Annotated in this window: 17 protein-coding genes and 1 pseudogene; 6 read left to right on the forward strand and 12 right to left on the reverse strand. The window is 39.1% G+C overall.

Annotated elements, in window-relative coordinates; all coding sequences use genetic code 11:
- Positions 1-45: 45 nt before the first annotated feature.
- The 4 genes and pseudogenes from IEX29_RS23250 to IEX29_RS26895 all read right to left on the reverse strand — a co-directional run.
- A complete protein-coding gene (locus IEX29_RS23250; RefSeq protein ID WP_188737722.1) occupies positions 46-714 on the reverse strand; it encodes a response regulator in 669 nt (222 codons plus the stop codon).
- Positions 671-1,735 carry a HAMP domain-containing sensor histidine kinase gene (locus tag IEX29_RS23255; RefSeq protein ID WP_229720350.1) on the reverse strand — a complete coding sequence of 355 codons (1,065 nt, stop codon included), beginning with the start codon at positions 1,733-1,735 and terminating at the stop codon, positions 671-673. The genes IEX29_RS23250 and IEX29_RS23255 overlap by 44 nt, the downstream gene beginning before the upstream one ends.
- 48 nt (positions 1,736-1,783) lie before the next feature.
- Positions 1,784-2,218 carry a hypothetical protein gene (locus tag IEX29_RS26890; RefSeq protein ID WP_229720351.1) on the reverse strand — a complete coding sequence of 145 codons (435 nt, stop codon included), beginning with the start codon at positions 2,216-2,218 and terminating at the stop codon, positions 1,784-1,786.
- 428 nt (positions 2,219-2,646) lie between these two features.
- Positions 2,647-2,970: pseudogene (locus tag IEX29_RS26895) on the reverse strand (GNAT family N-acetyltransferase); the annotation flags it as partial.
- Positions 2,971-3,416: 446 nt separating this feature from the next.
- Here IEX29_RS26895 and IEX29_RS23260 point away from each other — a divergent pair.
- Positions 3,417-4,190, forward strand: coding sequence for a TetR/AcrR family transcriptional regulator (locus IEX29_RS23260; protein WP_188737724.1), 774 nt, complete (start codon positions 3,417-3,419; stop codon positions 4,188-4,190).
- 146 nt (positions 4,191-4,336) lie between these two features.
- Here the strand turns inward: IEX29_RS23260 and IEX29_RS23265 are convergent, their stop codons facing one another.
- From IEX29_RS23265 to IEX29_RS23275, 3 genes are all read right to left on the reverse strand, one after another.
- A complete protein-coding gene (locus IEX29_RS23265; RefSeq protein ID WP_188737726.1) occupies positions 4,337-5,791 on the reverse strand; it encodes an FAD-dependent oxidoreductase in 1,455 nt (484 codons plus the stop codon).
- Positions 5,792-5,893: 102 nt separating this feature from the next.
- Complete coding sequence (locus IEX29_RS23270) at positions 5,894-6,688, reverse strand: ABC transporter permease (RefSeq protein ID WP_188737728.1); 795 nt, start codon at positions 6,686-6,688, stop codon at positions 5,894-5,896.
- Complete coding sequence (locus tag IEX29_RS23275; RefSeq protein ID WP_188737730.1) at positions 6,685-7,572, reverse strand: ATP-binding cassette domain-containing protein; 888 nt, start codon at positions 7,570-7,572, stop codon at positions 6,685-6,687. The genes IEX29_RS23270 and IEX29_RS23275 overlap by 4 nt, the downstream gene beginning before the upstream one ends.
- Positions 7,573-7,820: 248 nt before the next feature.
- On the opposite strand from IEX29_RS23275, the gene IEX29_RS27280 reads away from it, so the two are divergent.
- Together IEX29_RS27280 and IEX29_RS26900 are read left to right on the forward strand one after the other, a co-directional pair.
- A complete protein-coding gene (locus tag IEX29_RS27280) occupies positions 7,821-8,090 on the forward strand; it encodes a tetratricopeptide repeat protein (RefSeq protein WP_188737732.1) in 270 nt (89 codons plus the stop codon).
- The gene (locus IEX29_RS26900) at positions 8,078-8,365 is read left to right on the forward strand and encodes a hypothetical protein (protein ID WP_229720352.1); all 288 of its coding nucleotides are present in this window, start codon (positions 8,078-8,080) and stop codon (positions 8,363-8,365) included. Before IEX29_RS27280 ends, IEX29_RS26900 begins: the two co-directional genes overlap by 13 nt.
- 216 nt (positions 8,366-8,581) lie before the next feature.
- Here IEX29_RS26900 and glmS read toward each other — a convergent pair whose 3' ends face one another.
- A complete protein-coding gene (gene glmS, locus IEX29_RS23285; RefSeq protein WP_188737862.1) occupies positions 8,582-10,384 on the reverse strand; it encodes a glutamine--fructose-6-phosphate transaminase (isomerizing) in 1,803 nt (600 codons plus the stop codon).
- Between the two features lie 1,088 nt (positions 10,385-11,472).
- Between glmS and IEX29_RS23290 the strand changes: the two genes are divergently transcribed.
- The gene (locus IEX29_RS23290; protein ID WP_188737734.1) at positions 11,473-12,066 is read left to right on the forward strand and encodes an AAA family ATPase; all 594 of its coding nucleotides are present in this window, start codon (positions 11,473-11,475) and stop codon (positions 12,064-12,066) included.
- 89 nt (positions 12,067-12,155) lie between these two features.
- Here IEX29_RS23290 and IEX29_RS23295 read toward each other — a convergent pair whose 3' ends face one another.
- Positions 12,156-13,949, reverse strand: coding sequence for a S9 family peptidase (locus IEX29_RS23295; RefSeq protein WP_188737736.1), 1,794 nt, complete (start codon positions 13,947-13,949; stop codon positions 12,156-12,158).
- A gap of 305 nt (positions 13,950-14,254) precedes the next feature.
- On the opposite strand from IEX29_RS23295, the gene IEX29_RS23300 reads away from it, so the two are divergent.
- Positions 14,255-15,322, forward strand: a complete 1,068-nt coding sequence (locus IEX29_RS23300) for an LLM class flavin-dependent oxidoreductase (protein WP_188737737.1) — start codon at positions 14,255-14,257, stop codon at positions 15,320-15,322.
- 3 nt (positions 15,323-15,325) lie between these two features.
- Positions 15,326-15,892: an NADPH-dependent FMN reductase gene (locus tag IEX29_RS23305; RefSeq protein WP_188737739.1), complete on the forward strand. Its 567-nt coding sequence runs from the start codon at positions 15,326-15,328 to the stop codon at positions 15,890-15,892.
- 197 nt (positions 15,893-16,089) lie between these two features.
- Here the strand turns inward: IEX29_RS23305 and IEX29_RS23310 are convergent, their stop codons facing one another.
- From IEX29_RS23310 to IEX29_RS23320, 3 genes are all read right to left on the reverse strand, one after another.
- Positions 16,090-17,526: a glycoside hydrolase family 1 protein gene (locus IEX29_RS23310; RefSeq protein ID WP_188737741.1), complete on the reverse strand. Its 1,437-nt coding sequence runs from the start codon at positions 17,524-17,526 to the stop codon at positions 16,090-16,092.
- Between the two features lie 125 nt (positions 17,527-17,651).
- Complete coding sequence (locus IEX29_RS23315) at positions 17,652-18,497, reverse strand: histidine phosphatase family protein (protein WP_373290717.1); 846 nt, start codon at positions 18,495-18,497, stop codon at positions 17,652-17,654.
- A gap of 25 nt (positions 18,498-18,522) precedes the next feature.
- A complete protein-coding gene (locus tag IEX29_RS23320; protein WP_188737746.1) occupies positions 18,523-20,457 on the reverse strand; it encodes a beta-glucoside-specific PTS transporter subunit IIABC in 1,935 nt (644 codons plus the stop codon).
- Positions 20,458-20,509: the final 52 nt, after the last annotated feature.

Raw genomic sequence — 20,509 nt, forward strand, 5'->3', positions numbered from 1 at the left:
TCTTGATATATCTGCTCAAGTATAACTAAATCCCACTCCATATCCTTACTCTTCAGTTTCCATAAACCCTTGTTTCCAAGCAAACACCGCTGCTTTTGTGCGGTCTAACATGTGTAGCTTACTTAAAATGTTGCTTACATGGCCTTTTACCGTTTTTTCACTAATAAACAATTGCTCCGCTATTTCGGCATTTGTTAGACCGTTCGCGATTGACTTTAATACTTCCAGTTCCCGTTCACTTAGTTCGGAAAAAGGATTGGAGGAAGTTTGTTTCGTAGCACGAACTTCATGAACCACCCGAGCAGCTATTTGCGGATCCATCAGACTTTCTCCTTTGACAGCCCTTTTTACTGTTTCCAATAACTGCATAGGTTCGGTATCTTTCAATACATAAGAAATTGCTCCCGCCCGCAGTGCAGGAAAAATATACTTATCTTCATAAAACGAAGTGAGAACAATCACCTGTATCCGTGGGCTTATTTGTTTCACTTTTCGAATCGCTTCCACACCAGTAATTCCTGGCATGGATAGGTCCATTAATACGATATCAGGTACAAGCTCTTTTGCCATTGTTACCGCCTTTTCCCCGGTTTCTGCTTCTCCTACCACCTCAAAATCATCATGTATGGTGAACAACGTCATTAAGCCTTGGCGCACGATGGCATGGTCATCAACGACTAAAATCGTAATTGGCTTTATTATCATTTGTTCCATTCACCCCTCCCGCATTGACTGCAACTTCAGCCTGGTTACATCGTACAGTGATCTTCACACCATTCCCCGGTGAACTCTTAATATCAATTTCCCCCTTTAGTGTGTGGATTCGTTCCGACATAGAAGAAAGCCCAACACCTCGTTGTTTTTCTGTATTGATATCAAATCCAAGGCCATTATCTTCAATAATCAGAGTTACTTCCTCATCACAATCCAGGTGAATGTTGACTTGACTTGCCTCACTATGACGTGCCACATTGTTAAGTGCCTCCTGGATAATACGAAAATAAGCCTCCTCAAAAATCGGTGGAATTTGCTTTTCACCAGTTAACTTTAATTTCGCATCGATTGCGGTTTGCTCCTGCCACATTGCTATATAATCCGCTAAAGCATGGGATAGATCCTTCCCCTCTAGTACAACGGGACGCAATTCAAGAATTAACGCACTGAGTTCTGCGCGAGTCTGATGTAACAATTTTTCCGCTTTAAGCAAATGTTCCTTGGACAACTGCACATTTGTTTCAATTAAAAACCTGCTCGTATTGAGCCAAATAGAGGTGGCAAACAGCTGTTGTTTCACACTATCATGAAGTTCCCGTGCTAGCCGATTCCGCTCCTCAAGCGTCGCAAAATCCTGTTGCACCTGAAACAATCGGCGTAGCTTAAGCGCCATCTGATTTAGTCTCCGCGCAAGTTGCCCTAACTCATCTTTAGATGGGTCATCTACTAGTTTCGTGAAATCCCCAAGACCCCATTCGTCCGTGGAGGATAAAATATTTCGAATCCTCTTCACCAAATTTCTTGAAGTAAAAATACCAAAAGTAATGCCAACAATTGCAGCTCCAAACAGAAAAATGAGTGTACTTAAACTAAAAAAGCGATACATACCCTTCCAGAAGTTTGTTGGTGAAAATACAATGTCTTCTGCCTTCACTACAAGCGTGCCGCGGACATCTTTTTCATTTGCAATCGGTACAACAATATAAACAATGCCATCTTTTTTTAAGCGGTATGTTTTCATTTCATGTGCCTCTGACGGTGTTAATGCTAGGGCAGCCTGCACGTCTGTTTAGACCTCCTTGGGCAGTTCGGACTGAATATCTATTTTCTTAAGTTCAGACCCTGACATAGCAATCATTTCCCCATCACGATCCATCACCGTCGAAAAACCCTCGAATTCCACGCCAATTTCAAGCTCCCAATCTTTTAAAGCTGTTTCCAAATTGGTTTTATTAATGAAAGGGCCATTAAAATTATCAGACAGTATCTGTGCCTGTATGCCTGCCTGAAGTTCGAGAGCATGACCTTTGTTATACATAACAAAGCTGAAAAAAAGAACCAGTGCGATGACTTCAAGTACTAGCAGAACAATAAAGGTAATGAAAATATAATATAAAGTTAGTTTCCATTGTAAACGATGATATTTAAATCCCATAGTTGTTCCTTTCCATTGACCCACCTCCAGAATAATCGAAAACAAATATCTTAAAAATCTTACTGCCACAATTATTCACTATGTTTCAGCCCTTCCTCCCGTTTTTATCAATACAATAAGGAAAAATTTCTTATAAGGTTAAAGTATCGCCAAATAATAATTATAAAGGGTTCTTGAAATTATTACATTTCCCGATAGTGGAGGTGGTTTCTTTACTGACATGACATATTTTTGGGATATAACCAAAAGCATTATTTATTCAGGGCTTGTTGGATATAATAGGTTCCCCCAACCACATCTGATGTCCAAAGCATTAGAAAACTTTTCTATGGATACAAGGTCTTTTATTATTTCGATCCATGTGTTGCCAATCTTTCAAGTTGTATAATTACCACGATTTTTTTGCTATGAAAATCAATTTTCTCTTTACATCCCCCATTTATGATATAGTATTTTCTGGCCCTTTTAACTGCCCTGTTTTAGTATTGCACGCGCTCTTAAAGTTTACGCAAATTCCAAACGACTTCTCCATGCTCAACCCATGTAATGTAATCTCGCTCGAAGCCTAATTTTTCAAGCACATTGGAGGAGGCAATATTCCTGGAGCCTACAATAACCAGATCCGAATCCGCCCAGTGGTGATAGCGGCTTCTAGAACAGCAGACGCGGCTTCAGTCGCATATCCATTACCATGCACCCTGCTTACAAAATAATTCATAAGCGGGCTCAGTCTCCTCCAGAGCGGAACGACCGGTAATCAACTCGCATCACCAAATGAAAACGCTTTCTTTTTTGACGTTATATAAACTAAAACCATTCTGTACTTATTTTAGTATCCATAGGCGCAAATGCCCCTTTCCATGGTTCAATTTCTCCCTCTAACGGGAATTGCATAAGGGTACATAACGGCATTTCCGTTCATAGCTGTATTTGATGATCCCTGAAGCAGTAATGTCGAACGTTCTACTATAACCACGTTAAAACCGTGGCGATGCAGCAAGTAAGCGAGCACTGAGCTTACAATACTAGCACCTGAAATAAGCACACATATCGTTTTTTTCATCATTATTATTCTTTACATACAAGTTGTATATAACATATACAATTTATTGCATATATAGTATATAATATATACAATGGTATTACAATCAGAAATTAATAAGTTTTTGCCCCTTTTTGAAAAAGTTAGATGGTGTAAAAGTTTTATACTCTTCTGCTACCTTGCAAAAAGAAAAAATGGGATTTAGAAAATATAGGAGGAAAAGACATGGACGACAATATAGATGAGCTATTACCCCGCGGTGTTGCACTCAGTTGGGGGTTAGGGAAACAGCCAAAAAGAGGGCCAAAAAGAGAATTAAGCATCGATCAAATCGTGGAAGTTGCCGTAACGATTGCTGATAAGGAGGGGCTTACTGCCGTCTCCATGAATAAGGTCGCAACATCACTCGGATTCACCCCAATGTCACTTTATCGATATATACCAAGTAAAGACGACTTACTCATTCTCATGCAAGATGCGGTATGTGATATTCCTAACCCAATAATAAAAGGAGATACCGATTGGCGTGGAAACCTTCGCAAATTTTTTCAGGCATTCGTTGGAATATATTTAGATCATCCATGGTTTGATGAAATTCCTATTTCCGGTGTCCCTATTTCCCCAAATAATCTCAAAGTCACGGATTGGGCATTAGGTGGTATTCAACAGCTCCCCCTCAATGACCATGAAAGGATATCGTTTATATTGTTAATTAGTAATTATGCCCGTGGATGTGGAATGATCAAGCGGGATATGGCTCAGGCAATTCAGTCAGGTACCAGTCTCGGGGCGCTTAGTGGTCAAGATTACAGTAGTGCGCTAAAGCAATTGGTTAGTCCTGAACGCTTCCCAAATTTACAGCCAATCATTGCATCAGGTGTCTATACGGAGGAAAATAATCAAAATAACAATGTTGGGGATGATTTTGACTTTGGCCTTGAGCGGATATTAGATGGTATTGGGCACTATCTTCATTTAAAAGAAAAAGATAAAGTGTAGGTAAAAACAAAAAAATGGGGACTGTCTCCAAATGTGAACAGCCCCTTTTAACCCTATTTTACAAAAAAGAAGCTCGACCATTTATTTAGAAATCAGATTCTAAATAAACTTTGTTTGCCTTGGAGAAACTGAAACTGATTTGCTCCCTATTTAAAGGAAGGAATATTCTCTGCTATTATATCTTCCAATTTTCGCCCGTGTGCTCCAGTGAGTTCACTGTGCCACTTTTTCCCTTCCTCTGACCCATTAAGAATACTTTCCATCATACGTTGATTGATTATTTTACTTGGTGAAAACAATATTGCATTCACAGCCCAATATAGCGAATACAACTCGAAGTCACCTTGTGATGTAACTTGTTTAAGATATAGGTCAAAATACTTCTGGACAAAAGCAATTCCTTTCAAAGGGCGCCCTTCATATTCTACCCCCGGCCATTTTAAATCTGCAACGGCATTTAGCCACCAGATAGGTTCAATAATTTCCTGCAATCTTTGAAGTACCCTACGCTCAAAAGATGGCTGGGGGTTGGTACGTTGATCCCGTAAACAAGATTCCAGCACTTCTACTTCAACCGCTGCCATGGTCATCCCTTGCCCATAAATTGGATCAAAATTACATAATGCATCTCCAAGAACCAACAATCCGGATGGCCATCGTGGCATTTGCTCGAAACGATTACGAAACAATTCTTTAATTCTATAGCCTCTTGGAGTCGTAATCGGTTCAAGCTTTTTCCAAATATTTGCCATGATAGGATCTGCAAGATGGGCAACCTCCTGTTCATATTTTTCGGCATTCGTGGTAGGAAAGTTACCACCTATGTTCCAAAGTAGCACCTCCACAATATTATTTTCAATCATGGCGAAAATCCCGGTATTTTGCTTCCGAACAGGCTGACCCTCAACATGAATGAGCGCCCATTTTTCTTCTGAATCTGCAGCAATCTTATAATGACGTGTACTATATCCAAGCGAGACTTTTAAAACGTCTGCTTTTGGTATATCATATGCTAAATCCTGAAGCCAATTTACCAGTTTCGATTGACGTCCACTTGCATCTATTACCATATCAGCTGTAATTACCTTCTGCAGATTAGATTGTCCACGTTCTCTTACACGGATACCAGTTACCATTTTCTGATCCTGACTCGTTTGTAAACCAATAACGTTTTGTTTAGCTAGAAAACGAACATGCGAGATTTCCTTCATGCGCCGACGTAAACCCCACTCTAGTAAAGCCCTGCTACACATAATGTCTTGTTCCGCATTTGACATGGTCAAAATTCCATATGGATTGGTAAACCGATAGATCTTGTTCAGTGATGAAGCAGCTCCTTGTGCAAGCAGATCATTGCTAATACCTGGAAAGTAATGCTCAATAATCATTTTCCCACGGGGTGTTAAACGATGTGGCTGAAATCCCTGCGGAACACCGGAGCGATTTTCAGGCTCTTCAGGAAAATCATCCCTGTCAACAATCAGAACCTCGTCATAATAATCTGAAAGTACTTTTGCTGCTAATAATCCTCCAATGCCCCCGCCAATAATAATTGTCCGTTCCGTTTTCCCTTTTACAAGTGCAAAATTTACATCTGTCATGAAAACCCTCCCTTAGAATAAACACATATAATCAATCCTTCCTTCCCCATAGCGAAGGAAGGAACCTGGTTACTTACTAATTTTCAAGAATGTAGAATGCTTTTAGCGACTTCCTGCCTTACGAAGAAACGTCCATGTACACCAGACATAAGAACCTAATAAAATTACAAGACACCAACCAAGCGCCCACCATACATTACTGTTATCAAGATTACCAGTAAGCAGTCCCCGAATCGCTTCAATTACCGGTGTAATCGGTTGATTTTCTGCCACACCTTGAATCCAATTAGGCATGGTCTCCGTTGGGACGAATGCACTGGATAAATAAGGAACAAATAATAAGGCGAAACCATAGCTGCTTGCAACTGCAGGACTAGACGCAACAAGACCGATCGCAGCATAAAGCCAGGTAAATGTGAGAATAAATAGAACGATAATGCCTATCGCTCCTAGCCACTCCCAAAAGCTGGCATTGGATCGGAAACCTACTAACAACGCAACACCAATAACTACCCCGGTAGCCAAAAGATTACGTGCTAGACTAGCGACAACATGGCCTGTAATAACATGTATACTTTTAATCGGCATGGTGCGAAACCGTTCAATAATACCATTGGTCATATCTGCGGCCACATCCACAGCTGTGATTGATGAACCATATCCGGCACATAATAAAATGATACCCGGAACTACATAAGTGACGTAGTCTCCGCCCGGGTCTATTGCGCCACCAAACACATAGGTAAATAACAGCATAAGCATAATTGGTAAAGCGATAGCCATGACTAATGCTTCCGTGTTTCGTAAACTATGGCGAAGGCTTCGCCCAATAAAGACAGCATTTGTTGCACCAAGAGTAGCTGCTTTCGTTTCCGTCGTAATAGGAAAATTTGTCATGATGATACCTCCTGTTTTTCGGTTGTTAAATCCAGAAATACGTCATCCATTGTTGGTCGGCGGATACTAACACGTGCATCATCCGAAAAACTTCCATTATACTGATCAAGCACTCGTTTTAATCCCTCCATACTTCCATCGGTGGGGAACTCACGGATAATTTGATCATTTTCATTTCTTAACTCTATCACTTCTCCACCAATCCGTGACTTTAATTCCTCGGCAGATCCTTGAGCCACTATATGCCCATTTGCAATAACAGCAATTTCATCAGCAAGCTGATCTGCTTCTTCCAAATACTGTGTTGTAAGAAAAATGGTAATGCCACTTGCAGCAAGTTTTAAAACGATATTCCAAAGCGCTTGTCGACTTCGAGTATCCAAACCCGTTGTTGGCTCATCAAGAAATAGTATGGATCGACCCACAACTAGGCTAATTGCAAGATCCAGACGACGACGCATACCTCCGGAAAAGGTTTTCATCCGTTTATGTGCGGCCTCGGCCAAGTCAAAATACTTGAGAAGCTCTGTTGCACGGATACGAGATTCCGAAGCAGAAAGCCCAGAGAGTCTTCCCATCATCTGTAAATTTTCTGTTGCTGTTAACATTTCATCAACCGCGACAGACTGTCCAGTAAGGCTGATCGATTGTTTTACCCTTTCTTTATTTGTGACAACATCGTATCCTGCCACAAGAACACTCCCACTATCAGGTATAACGAGCGTGGACAAAATATTAATGAGCGTCGTCTTACCAGCACCATTTGGGCCAAGTAATGCGAACACTTTTCCTGTGGGTACATTTAGGTTGATATTTTTTAAAACAACCTGTTTTCCAAAACTCTTTCTTATACCAGATACTTCAATGGCAAATGCAGTAGCCATATATATCATCCTCCTAGTTTTTTTATAATTAGTATATAACATACACTGTTTACTCAGTATACAATGTACGTTATATACAATAGAATTGCAACAATAAATTTAAAATTTTTGTAGCCTTGGAATAAAGTTTTATTAACTTAACTTAATAAATCATGATAAAAAATGTAATCGATCACATTATTCCCGCTAAAAAAGTAGGGGAATTTTCAAATTTCTCTGGCTTGGTCTCTGTACAACTTTGAAGAAGTATGCAAATTTTTTGCAAATTACTTCGGAGGTTTTTAAATGATCCTAGTAAAATCAATAAATATGATAAATCATTAGAAAATCATCAATTAGCAGTTACTATTGCTAAAAGTATTGATGACACTTTCACTTATGCACTATGCTTGCAAAACATAGGGAAATTATATTCTAAGAAAAATGAATCGAATAAGGCTATCGAATATTATCTGAAGAGCTTTGAGATGCGGAAAAATAACTCCACAATAAAAAGATTATCCTTGTGTCCAGTTTAGTAAAGGAACACTACAATAATAATGATATAAACAAAGCTGAGCAGTGGTTAGATAGAGGATTGGAATTAGTTCGTTCACTTGATCATTCGGACTCTATTTACGTTTACGAATCTAAGGTATATATGCATTTAATTAATGGGGTGGGTTCTACATTTGAAGATTTAATTCTTAAACATGTATATCCATTTTTTAAAGAGAAACAGTTATACTATGAGCAATATCGTTATTTAAAATACTTGCAAAGTACTATTTCGACAACAGGAAATATAAATTAGCTTCTACATATTTCGATCAGGCAAGTAATATCCCTACTATCGCTACATTCCTATTCCAATTCAGTATAGAGTCATTTTCTACTAAATTTGAGCGTAAAAAACCCGAAGGTTCGGTGAGAATATACCGGGAAGACCTTCGGGTTTGGGAACGTTATTTTTTTATAAGGTACGTTAATTTTCTATCGGGACAATACATTAATATTTCCTTACCTGCACCTATTCCACTGTAACACTCTTCGCCAAGTTACGTGGTTTATCCACATCACAGTCACGATGAAGTGCTGCATAATAAGCCAGAAGCTGCATTGGAATAACACTTACCAATGGAGTTAACAGCTCGTGAACCGGAGGCAATACAAAAGCATCCCCATCCTGTTCTAAGCCTTTTGAGCTGATGATAAGCGCATGTGCTCCACGGGCAACTACTTCCTGCACATTTCCGCGGATAGAGTAGTTTACATTTTCCTGTGTTGTTAAGGCGATAACTGGTGTACCATCTTCAATTAAAGCAATAGTTCCGTGCTTTAATTCTCCTCCAGCAAAACCTTCTGCCTGTATATAAGAGATTTCTTTCAGCTTCAATGCTGCTTCCTGAGCAACATGATAGTCTGTACTGCGGCCAATATAGAAAGCATTACGAGTTATAGCAAAATAATCTCTTGCTAACTGCTCAAGCTCTTCTTTCTGGTTTGTAATAACCTCCATTGCATTCGCTACAATAGCAAGCTCTTGTAATGGATCAAAATCTAATTTAATACCTTTTGCTCTCGCTGTATCTACCGCAAGAACTGCTAAAACAGCAATTTGTGCTGTGTATGCTTTTGTGGAAGCCACAGCAATTTCTGGTCCGGCATGTAAAGGTAAAGTATAATTTGCTTCACGAGAAAGGGTTGATCCAGGCACGTTTGTTAATGTAAGTGCTGGATGTCCTAATTCTTTTATCTTAACTAATACGGCACGACTGTCTGCAGTTTCACCACTTTGGGAAATAAAGATAAATAATGGTTTTTCAGACAGCAGCGGCATGTTATATGAAAATTCACTTGCAACGTGGACTTCTACAGGAATGTTAGAAAGCTTTTCAAGAAATTCTTTTCCAACTAATCCGGCATGATAGCTTGTTCCTGCTGCAATGATATAAATGCGGTCTGCTTTTTGCATGGCTTTACGAATATCTTTATCTAACTTTAATTCGCCTTTTTCATCCTGATATTCACGAATAATATTACGCATAACAATTGGCTGCTCATCAATTTCTTTCAGCATGAAATGAGGATATGTTCCTTTTTCTGTATCACTTGCATCAATTTCCGCAATAAACGGCTCGCGTTCGATGACTTCTCCATCTAATGTCTGCACTTCTACAAAGCTGCGATTAACAAGAACAATTTCTTTGTCATAGATTTCCAAGTACTCGTTTGTTTCCTTCAACGTTGCCATTGCGTCACTGGCAATCAGGTTAAATCCTTCTCCTAATCCAACCAATAACGGACTTTTATTTTTGGATACATATAAAGTATCATGATCTTCTGCATCAATCAGGCCAATAGCATAAGAACCCTTTAGCAGGCTCATAGCTTCACCAAAAGCTTTTTTGGTATTTTTATGCTTTTCATAAAGTTTTTCAATAAGCTGTACGATGACCTCTGTGTCTGTTTCACTCACAAAGTCAACATCTTCCAGGAATTCTTTCTTTAGATCGATATAGTTTTCAATAACACCATTATGCACAATGGTAAAGCGTTCTGTTGAGCTTTGATGCGGGTGCGCATTTTGCACACTTGGTACACCATGTGTAGCCCAGCGGGTGTGACCAATACCAATTGTAGCTTCCCCGCTGCTATCTACTTCTTCACGTAACGCCGCGATACGTCCTTTTACTTTTGTTACGTGTACACCGTCTTCACCTAAAGTTGCAATACCTGCAGAGTCATAACCGCGATATTCTAATTTTTCCAAGCCTGTTAATAAAATTTCTTTCGTATCATTTTGTCCAATATAACCGACGATTCCGCACATGTCGATGTCCTCCTTGTTTGAAGGGGCAGGAACAAAAGACCGATTCGAAGCGAAGGGGCCCTGTTCTGCCCCTTTCTCGTGTTTGTTTTGATAAGACATCATTCTTTATCTCTTTGTTCATCAAGTCACCCTGATGGTTTAAAGATAAAGCAGCAGCTGCGATGTACAGCTGGGAGGCACCCGCCGAATAATTCGATAACCCCCGACCTCGTCAACTATTCTTCCTTACCGTCCGTAGAATAGTCCTGGCGCTTGTTATTATAGATTCCGTTTTGTATTCCCCCTGCTCCTCTCCATTTTTATTTGTTCTTGTCAAACGGACTTTTACATTTGGAAAACAAGAACTTTCTATATTTTATCGGAAAGTCATATTTCAGGTCAACCTTTTTCTTTCTTTCCGATTAGAATATTTTATGAAAGCCTTTTAGAAATGTTGCAGAATATACACAAATGACTGAGTAGATGCAGGTTAGTATGACTATAAGAATGTTTGATGAGGTTTAAAGCAGAGTGGTATAATTAATTATATATTAAGAAGACTTTAGGAAAGCTGTTTAGCTGGCTGGATAAATTGGTGCTAACCTTAGGCGAACATCAATTACTAAGGAGGTTAGCACCTCAATGTGCTCAATGTTTTCAGGGAAAATGTTGAGGATAATACCTCTTTATGTTCCTTTTGATAAGAGGTTAGCACTTTTTATTATTTGAAACCTTGCTGGACAAGGGTTTATTTTGTCCACTTTCTCACCTTATATGGGTGAGTGGATTGAAATTTTTGTTGTGTAGGGCAACAGTTGGAGGGGAGAGTTCTCACCTTATATGGGTGAGTGGATTGAAATCTCTTAAATAAATCCAAATTCAAAACATAAAACTTCTCACCTTATATGGGTGAGTGGATTGAAATAATTTACCAAGCGCCTTGCTACCGAGTGCCTTGCTTCTCACCTTATATGGGTGAGTGGATTGAAATAAATAGCCAAACAGAATCTAAATAACAGGTAGACAAAAAGAACAAAGCTTATCCCTTCCCATCTACCTCTGCACAACCAACATCATCATTAAAAACCACACCAAAAAGGAGCCTCCCCATGACAAAAATAATCTGGTTAAACGGAGCTTTTGGAGCAGGGAAAACACAAACAGCCTACGAACTGCATAGACGATTAGAGAATTCCTTCGTATATGATCCAGAAAATATCGGTTTCTTTTTAAATCAAAATTTACCCGGCGAGGTAAGAAAAAGAGACTTTCAAGATTATGAAATTTGGAGAGAATTTAATTACAAAACTATAAAATATATTGCTGAAAACGATGATGGAACAATTATTGTTCCTGTGACAATCACGGATATATCTTACTTTGAAGAGATCACTGGAAATCTTGAATCTGAAAAAATTGAACTGTATAAATTTGTTTTATCTGCTTCCAAAGAAGTCATTGAAAGCAGGCTAAAGAAACGTTTTGAGAGAAAGAGTTCATGGGGCTTTAAGCAAATTGACAGATGTATCACAAGCCTGGCTGATGAAGCATTTGGAGAAAAAATAGAGACAGATTATTTATCCATCGATGGCGTTGTAGAAATCATTGCAGCAAAAACAAATTTAGTATTAAAAGAAGACAATTGCTCCAATCTAAAAAGAAGAATTGACCGCATAAAAACACAGATAAAGCATATTAGATGATTTACAAATACATCTATTGGTTAAAAAAACATCAGCATGCCTCCATTATCATTACCCTTCCTTCCCGGAGTTCTGCTGATGTTTTATTCTTACTTATGCTTCTCCATAAAATCTAACATCCGCTTATAAACTTTAATTTCATTTTCTTTTTTCGAGAATCCATGTCCTTCATCCTCCAGCACCAGATACTCGACGTCCCTACCTTTATCCTGCAGCTTCTGAACAATTTGATCCGACTCCTCTTTCACAACACGGGGATCTTTTGCGCCCTGGATTACCAGCATCGGCTTTGTCATTGTTTCTAAATAAGTGACTGGAGAATCTTTTACAAAACGTTCCTTATCCCGTTCCGGATCGCCAAGCCATCTTTCCATAATCGGCTTCCAATGCGGCGGTACAGAATTAACAAAAGTAAATAAATCGGAAGGACCAAAGATATCGATTACTGCTTTAAAGTACTCTGGATGACGTCCATGTAGGAGCAGCGCCATGTAACCGCCATAGCTTCCACCTACCAGGAAGAGATGGTCCGGATCGGTAATTTTCTGGTTGAACAACCATTTGATACCTTCTACATTATCAAGCCGCGGTCCGTGCCCCCAATCCTGCTCAACAAGCTTAACAAAGGAGGAGCCATAGCCTGTACTCCCTCTGAAATTCGGCGCAAAAATATGGTAACCGCGATTTAGGATGCTTTGAAACATAGCACGGAAAAATTTCCGTTCAGCTGCCTGAGGACCGCCATGCGGCCAAAATACAGTATAGCCATTAGCATTCTTCGGCTTCGCTCGGAATAGCAATGATTCCATTTCCATCCCGTCAAAAGAAGAATAGGTTACAATTTCAGGGTCAACAAGCTCCTCTTCAGATATTCCTAAAACACGATTATCCGTCAGCTGCTCCCATTCCCCGCTGTTATTCAGACGATAAATATTATCCGGTTTTACCGCTAACCGTCCAAGAAGATAAACTGCACCTGATTCTGTTATTGTCACCTGATCAATCATATCAAAAGGTTTCGTAATTTCATTCAGCTCTTCTGACTTCACCTTATACTGATAAAGCTTATCTACAACACCTTTTTCCGTTACCAAATACAGTGAATCAGATGTTTTATCGTATTTTACCGTCTCTATTGATTCTTCTTCTATTTCAAGAACCTTGGAAAATGCACCTTGCTTGATGTCATACTTTGCTAAATACGTATATTCACTTTCATAATCCGTCGGGAAATAAATAGTATTATTATCCGTGAACACCGGTTCATAGGATACATGCACCTTTTTCGGATCGGGAGTAAGATATATTTTTTCATCTCCCTTTTGAATGAAAATATTATTATAGGTATTCGCAAACATGCTTTCATATACCAAGGTCTTCTCATCATCAGATACAGCCACAAGTGATGTCGGCGCTTCTTCTCCTTCTACCAGGAGCTCATCTTTATCTGTATCCAGATGACGCACCCGTGTGTTTAAAAAGCTTGGATTATTCTCTGAAGTATTGTAATATACGCGTTTCCCGTCTTTACTCAGATATGCAAATAAATATTTTTCATTCTCTGCTCCTGTAATCAGCGGCTGCGGTAATCCTCCCTCTGGAGGTAATGCGTAAATCTGATAATTTTCGTCCCCATCAGAATCAAAGCTTGTTAGCACGTACTTACCATTTGGATCAAATTGCACAAATAAGGAGGCTTCATTCTTTTGGGCAAATTGAAACGGATATGTATGCTCTTTACTTAAGTCTAAGGCCCATAAATTACGTTTTCCACTTAAGTTAGTTGAAAACACCAGCTTTTTTTCATCTTTACTTAGTTGAAAATGGTAAATACTATACGTGTAAAAGAACTGTTCAACTTTCGGTTTAGGAAATGTTATCATTCTATATCTGCACTCCTCTTTTTCAGTATTTTCTATATTATACCATTATTCACAGCATAAACCAGCAACTTTAGTCTTTTACCCCCTCCGACTTCAGACGGATATTTAGAAAACAAACTATCTTTAATTCAAGCTATTTTAATTGCATTTTTATCAATTGAACAGTAAAGTGATAGGTGGAACAATCGAAACAGAAGAAAACAATATGAGTAAAGTACTTTTGAATGTATTTTTAATAAATAGTTTTAATTGGCGTCCAGTCATACGGAAAATAAGACCTAAAAAACAAAAGAGGAGCAAACAGGATGGAAAAATATCGTATTAATCAAAAGAAGGGAATGGAGTTTGGACTTTACACGCTCGGAGATCATATAGCTAATCCTTTCACTGGAAAACGAATTTCGGCACAGCAGCGGATTAAGGAAATTATTGAATTAGCAAGGCTGGCCGACCAGGCAGGATTGGATTTTTTCAGTGTCGGAGAAAGTCATCAGGATTACTTTACAACGCAGGCGCACAGTGTTGTGTTAGCTGCTATTGCGCAGGCAACAGATAACATCAAAATTGGCAGCTCGTCTACCATTATAAGTACCTCGGATCCTGTTCGGGTTTATGAGGATTTTGCTACAATTGACTTAATTTCTGATGGGCGTGCGGAAATTATTGCGGGAAGAGCTTCCCGGATTGGACTCTTTGATTTATTAGGCTATGATGTGCAGGATTATGAAGCATTATTTGAAGAAAAATTTGATCTATTATTGCAAATTAATGAAAATGAAAGCCTCAGCTGGGAGGGGCAATATCGGGCCCCATTAAAAGATGCGCAGGTTCTGCCCCGTCCTAAAAATCACACATTGCCAATCTGGCGTGCAGTCGGCGGCACCCCTGCCAGTGCCATGAAAGCAGGCTATGCCGGTGTTCCTATGATGCTGGCAACACTTGGCGGTCCTGCAAGTGCTTTTAAAAATGTTGTTGATGCGTATCGGGAAACTGCAAGAAGAAGCGGTCATGATACGACTGAGCTTCCTGTAGGGGTTACTGGATTTTTCCATGTGGCAGAAACAAGCCAGGATGCCTTGAAACAGATATATCCTTATATTAATGAAGGAATGAAGCTGTCCAATGGACAAGGTTTTCCAAAGCAGGCATTTGCACAGGCCAGGGATAAACGGAGTGTTATCAATGTCGGCAGCCCGCAGGAGGTTATTGAGAAAATCCTTTATCAATATGAGCTTTTTGGACATCAGCGTTATCTTGCTCAAATGGACTTTGGGGGTGTCCCATTCGAACAATTGGCAAAAAATATTGAAGTCATTGCGGAAGAAATCCTGCCGGCGATTCGCAAGTACACAGGAAAAAATCAGGAGGAATAACAAATGAATATTATTGGTTTATCCGGATCCATTGTCGGATCAAAAACACGGACAGTAATGGATGTGGTCGCAAAAGAAATCAATGAAAAATATCCGGAAGCAGATTTTCAACTGATTGATTTAAAGGATTATGATTTGCAATTTAGTGACGGCCGTAACTATCTGGATTATTCAGGAGATACAGCCTCGGTAACCAGGAAAATTATGGAGGCAGACGTGATTATTATTGGTACACCGGTATTCCAGGCATCTATCCCGGCGAGCTTAAAGAATATTTTTGATTTGCTTCCTGCAGGAGCCTTTCGTGATAAGGTAGTCAGCTTCTTTATTACAGCAGGTTCTTCCAAGCATTACTTAGTAGCTGACTATCAATTAAAGCCTACATTAGCCTATATGAAAGCACAAATCGTCCAAACTTATGTCTATATCGAAGAAAAAAGCTTTCGGCAAAAGCAATTAATCGATGACGATGCGGCTTTTCGATTAGAGCGTTTAGTGGAAGATACTGTGGATACTTTTGAGGCAGCTGAATGGGTTAGAAAAAAGAAAGAGGATTCTTACGGGTTCTAATGGAATAACAATTAAAATACCTGATTAGGGATAAGAAGGAACTGACGCAAAATACATGAAATGCATTTGATAAGAGTTTATTTTTCTATGCTAGTGTACCATCATAGGTTAATAATACAGACCCCTGGTGATCTTGTTTCTTTGGGTTCATAAAAAGCTGCTGCACAATCCGGTACCGGATTGTGCAGCAGCTCATTTTATAACTCTTCCCCATTCGTTTTAATAACATTTTGATACCAGTAAAATGATTTTTTCTTTTTACGTTCCAGTGTTCCATTACCTTCATTGTCTAAATCTACATGTATAAAACCATAGCGTTTAGACATTTCACCAGTTGAAGCACTTACAAGGTCAATACATCCCCAAGGAGTGTATCCCATCACTTCCACACCATCCTCAATTGCCGCGCCTATTGCATCAATATGTTCCCTTAAATATTCAATTCGGTAATCATCATTAATACTACCATCTTCTTCAACTTTATCGTAAGCGCCCAGTCCATTTTCTACAATAAATAATGGTATTTCATAACGGTCATAAAGTTCATTTAGCGAAACACGAAGTCCTGTTGGGTCAATTTCCCATCCCCAATCACTCGCTTTAAGGAATGGATTTTTAATGCCGCCAATCATATTCCCTTGAGCCATTTCATCTGCTGTTTTTTCTTTTCTCTCTGTACGGGACATATAGTAACTGAAAGAAATAAAATCCACGGTACCTTGATTTATAAGTTCCAGATCTCCATCTTCCATGTCAATATTAATATTATGTTCCTTGAAATAATGATTTATAAATGCAGGATATTTCCCGCGAACTTGAACATCCCCACAGAAATTATTAAAGAAACGACTTGCTTCGTGGGCATACATGACGTTTTCAGGGTTTGAATCATAAGCATAAACAGGGGCATAAATCAACATACACCCAACTTGAGACCCTTGGATAATTCGATGCGCAGCTTTAACAGCAAGCGCACTTGCTACAAATTGATGGTGAAAAGCTTGGAATGTTGGCTGGTATCGATCTTCCTCTTCTTGAATAGCAAATCCGAGTCCCATCACAGGCATCATTATTCCACTATTTATTTCATTAAATGTTAACCAATATTTCACTTTATCTTTATAGCGATTTAACACGGATTCAACATATCTTTCGAAAAATGTAACAACTTCCCGGCTTCTCCAACCGCCATAATTTTTCACTAAGTTTAATGGCATTTCATAGTGCGACAGGGTGACAACTGGTTCAATATCATATTTTTCCAGTTCGTCAAATACACGATCATAAAATGCTAATCCCTCTTCATTTGGTTCACGTTCATCTCCGTTCGGGAAAATTCTGGACCAAGCGATTGACATACGGTATGTTTTGAACCCCATTTCCGCAAATAGAGCGATATCTTCCTTGTAGCGATGATAAAAATCAATACCTAAATGGTTCGGATAGTGGTATTTTTCTTTATCGATTTCCCAGTTAAATCCTGGTTTACTTAATACTGTCAGCCTTTCTTTACCACCTGGCAGCACATCGGCAATATTTAATCCTTTATTACCACTATCAAAACCGCCTTCTAATTGATTGGCAGCAGTTGCCCCGCCCCATAAGAAACCTTCTGGAAATCTTGTTGTTGTCATAAGACATTACCTCCTAATTATTTGTACTGTTTTTTATTATTACCCTTGAAAAATCGAGTACGGGTTATGCTAAATGCGATATAATTTTTCTTGAGAAATAGAAGTCCATTTCACTTAAAATCCTGTTATTCCTGCCCCTGCTCCACGTAGCTCATATCATTAATAGATTCCAGTGTAAATTCCCCATTTTGATACTTTACAACAGATACACTTGCATTTTGCAACCCGCCTTCTGGTGTTTCATAATCTTCAAAATAAGTATCTAATAACGCAGATATACTTAACCCATGTGATGCCAGCAAGATATTTCCTGAACCAGCTTGACCAGCTTCGTTTTCTACTAATTCTTCAAAACCGGCTGTTAAGCGTTCTGTAATTGTTTGATAGTCTTCCGCCGGCCAGTTGAGTCCTTCTTCATCCCTTCCTTCATCCAAAGCAGCAACACTATCCGCAAATGATTCCAGGTTAAGATTCGCGCCGAATTCCTCTATAGTAACCCCCTGAAGATCGGCAATATCCTGCCACATTGTTTCATTTAAGTCCCCCTCATAAGTCCCGAAGTTAAATTCACGAAAACGTTCATCTGTTGCAATGCTAAGGTCATCCGACGCTTCGTTCTCTTCCATAATAATCTCCGCTGTCTGAATGGCTCGTCCGCTATCACTGCTATAAACGTTTTGAAATTCTATATCCTGTAAACCACTCCCAGCTTGCCTGACTACTTCTTCACCGGCTGGTGTCAGCACTGCATCTGACCATCCTTGCACCCGATCTGTTGTATTTAACATTGTTTTTCCATGGCGTACAATATAAATAGTAAGTTCTTCACTATCTGCACTTACGGATGCTTCTACATCGTTCTCTTCTGTATCGATATGAGTGTTCCTTTCTGATTCCGCATTATTACTACAAGCGGTAACAGCAACGAACAAGAATAATACAGCAAATAATTTCCAATATTTTCCCATAATCCCCCTCCCAATATTTTTTCTATCGTTATTCATTTTCCAGTGTTATTAATGGCTCACCAATCTGGATATTCCCTTGTGATTCAATCTCTATAACCCTATACTGATCATGGTTTGTGATAACTACCGGGGTAATTACCTCATATCCAGCCTTTTGAATTGCTTCTATATCAAACTCAATGAGCAGCTGGCCTTTCTCTACTTTATCTCCTTGGGAAACATGAGATTTGAAAAATTCCCCATCCAATTGAACTGTATCCATTCCAATATGAATCAATAGCTCTGCGCCATGTTCTGTTTCAATACCAATCGCATGGTGAGTTCCAAATAAAGCAGAAACAGTTCCGGTTACAGGGGAAATTAATCTTCCTTCTGTGGGTTGGATAGTTACACCTTTTCCTAATGCACCAGATGAAAAAGCGGAATCGGAAATGTCAGCCAAGTTTTTAACTTCTCCATTTAAAGGGCTTCCTATCACTTCATTTTTTACGTTTTGTTCAACGTTATCTTCTGCCGGTTGAGCAGTTCTCTCTGTTACTGCTGTGCTTTTATTATTGTTAATACCGCCAAAAAAGTAAGTTAATACGAAAGCTAATACTGTTCCAACCACAACAGCCACAATGGCCCCCATGAATGCTGTGTTAAAACCTTCTTCTGGATGTATCATACTCGGGAACTGGAATATACCAAGACCACCCATGACATAACTTCTTGTACCAAATAATCCTAATATCGCACCACCAACTGCTGACGAAATGAGCGTGATAATAAAAGGTCTTTTAAGTGGCAAGGCAATACCATACATAGCTGGTTCAGTAACACCAAATATAGAAGATATAAATGCCGGCGCACTAAGTGTTTTCGTTTTCTGATTTTTTGTCTTAATCCAAATAGCTAGAATCGCTGCCGCTAAAGCAAATGAATGAACAAACATCAATGTTAAAACTGGGTCAGAACCTATAACTGTAAGGTTGTTAATTGCAACTGGAACAAGTCCCCAATGGAGTCCAAACATAACAAATACTAACCAAAAACCGCCAATGAAAGCTCCAGCAATCAAAGGACTTAAATCATATATCCAAACAGTTGCCGTTCCGAGCATCTGACTCGCCCATGTTGCGATAGGACCGATTATAATAAAGGTCAATGGAACAATAATCAGCAATGTAAACATTGGAACTAAAAACATTCTTACAACGGAAGGAATCACTTTCGTAAAGAATCTTTCAAGCTTAGCTGCAAAAAATGTTGCTATAAGAATTGGTATAACGGACATGGAATAGGTCATTAGAATAACCGGAATTCCAAAGAACTCAATATATACAGGAGATTCAAACATAGTTCCTGCAAATAATGTGTACAAAGGCTCTCCTGCTTGAGGTATCACTTCAAGTGCTGGATACACAAGAGCCATGGCAATGACCATACCAATAAACGGGGCTCCACCGAATTTCTTCATAGCACTATATCCTAACAGAATAGGTAAGAAATGGAACAGAGCATCCCCAGTTGCATTTAAAACTTGGTACGTCCCTCCTGTCTCATTAAGCCAGCCGAGCGCAACAAACAAAGCATTAAAACCTTTAATCATACCAGATGCTGCCAATACGCCAAGAATTGGAGTAAAGATACCAGAAATCATATCAATAAAACGATTAAATAGACTGCCTTTTTCTGCTCCATCTGCATCCTCAGCATCCACTGGTTTTTCAGCATCAAAACCGCCTTCAGCTACAACTGCTTTATAAATATCGGCCACATGATTCCCAATTACAACTTGATATTGACCGCCACTTTGCCTGACAGTTACAACGCCATCCATATTTTCCAATACTTCTGTATTCGCTTTCCCTTCATCCTTTAATTTAAATCGCAAACGAGTAATACAGTGGAAAACACTCTTAACATTTTCTTTACCGCCGACATTTTCAATAATATCTTTAGCTAATTTTTCGTATTTCATCTTAACCCCCCTTTTATTATCTAAAAAAATAAAAACCCGAATGCATTTTGGA

The organism is Oceanobacillus neutriphilus (assembly GCF_014645515.1).
GTDB lineage: Bacteria > Bacillota > Bacilli > Bacillales > Amphibacillaceae > Oceanobacillus > Oceanobacillus neutriphilus.